1 protein-coding gene is annotated in these 1,131 nt (G+C 59.0%); it reads right to left on the bottom strand.

Going from position 1 to position 1,131, the window contains the following annotated elements; all coding sequences use genetic code 11:
* Positions 1-743 (bottom strand): IS110 family transposase (locus A3A5_RS39235; RefSeq protein ID WP_018312886.1); only part of this gene is annotated, 743 nt, incomplete at its 3' end.
* Positions 744-1,131 lie beyond the last annotated feature (388 nt).

The raw sequence follows: 1,131 nt of genomic DNA, 5'->3' as shown, positions 1-1,131 counted from the left end.
GGCCGGACGTGTCGTTTGATCACCTTGAAAGGGGTGCGGCTCAGACCCCAGCTCTTCCATTTATCCGACTGTCCGAATTTCCGGCGCCACCTCTTTCGAGAACTCGCTCGACGTTTCTGACTTGCCTTCATGAACGACTGAATCGATGCTTCGATCAGGTGGACGCGCTCTTCGATCGCGTGCAGGTGCTGAAGCATCTCGGTCAGTAGCGTCTGGCAGAACGACGTCAGCTCGTTGGCGCTCTTACTAAGCAGTTCCGGAATCGCACGCTTGAACGCCTCTGGTGAGCGCGAAATCGTGAGCCCACGCTCGCCGAGCAGACCACGCATCTGGTTGATCATGGCGGTACGGTGGCGGATCAGGATTGCGCGCATTCGATGCGCGGCCTGGATGTCCTGTTGCTCGACCGATTTGACCGCAACGAAGCGCATGGCGGGCCGGCTGGCTGCCTCCACAATCGCCTCGGCGTCGTTGCGATCGTTCTTGTTGGTCTTGACGAAGGGCGACACATACTGTGGACTGATCAGCCGGACCTCAATACCGAGCGACTGGAAGCGCCGTGCCCAGTGGTGCGCTGTGCTGCAGGCTTCCATGACAACCATTCCCGGCTTCAGTGTGCGCACTGCCTCCAGCAGCGAGCCACGCGAGACCTTCGCTCGATGCACAGGCCGTCCGCGACGGTCGGCGCCATGGAGCTGGAACACCTGTTTGGCGAGATCGATGCCGAGGATGTCGATTTCCATGATGAACCTCCACGTGTCAGGTTGAGGCCGATAGTGTCCCCCCGAAGGGAGGCGCCGGGTCCATCTCAGTAAAATCTGGCGGTGATCAACCAGAGAGCCGCCTCCAGCAAGGCTATGCCTCTTCCCGCCTTTCGCATGACCGGTGAGATTGCAACCCCTTGATTCACAATAGCTTTTTTGGCCAGACCGCCAGATTTAACACGAAAGGTACGATCACCCCAACTCAGGGGATCTAGCTCAAAGCCGGTAACTCACCACCGGTCGGTTTGACGACGGCAGGCTGCCCAGTTCCGAAAAACGGAGGATTTTATGCCCGCCCCGTTCAAGGTGATTAAACGACATGACAGGGGCCGGTAGAAGCCGTGCTGCGCATCCGGCCACATAGCCT

It is taken from the genome of Cupriavidus sp. UYPR2.512, from assembly GCF_000379565.1.
In the GTDB taxonomy this organism is placed as follows: domain Bacteria; phylum Pseudomonadota; class Gammaproteobacteria; order Burkholderiales; family Burkholderiaceae; genus Cupriavidus.
The sequence above is the reverse complement of the archived record's forward strand: the minus strand, read 5'-3'. Positions and strand labels throughout refer to the sequence as shown.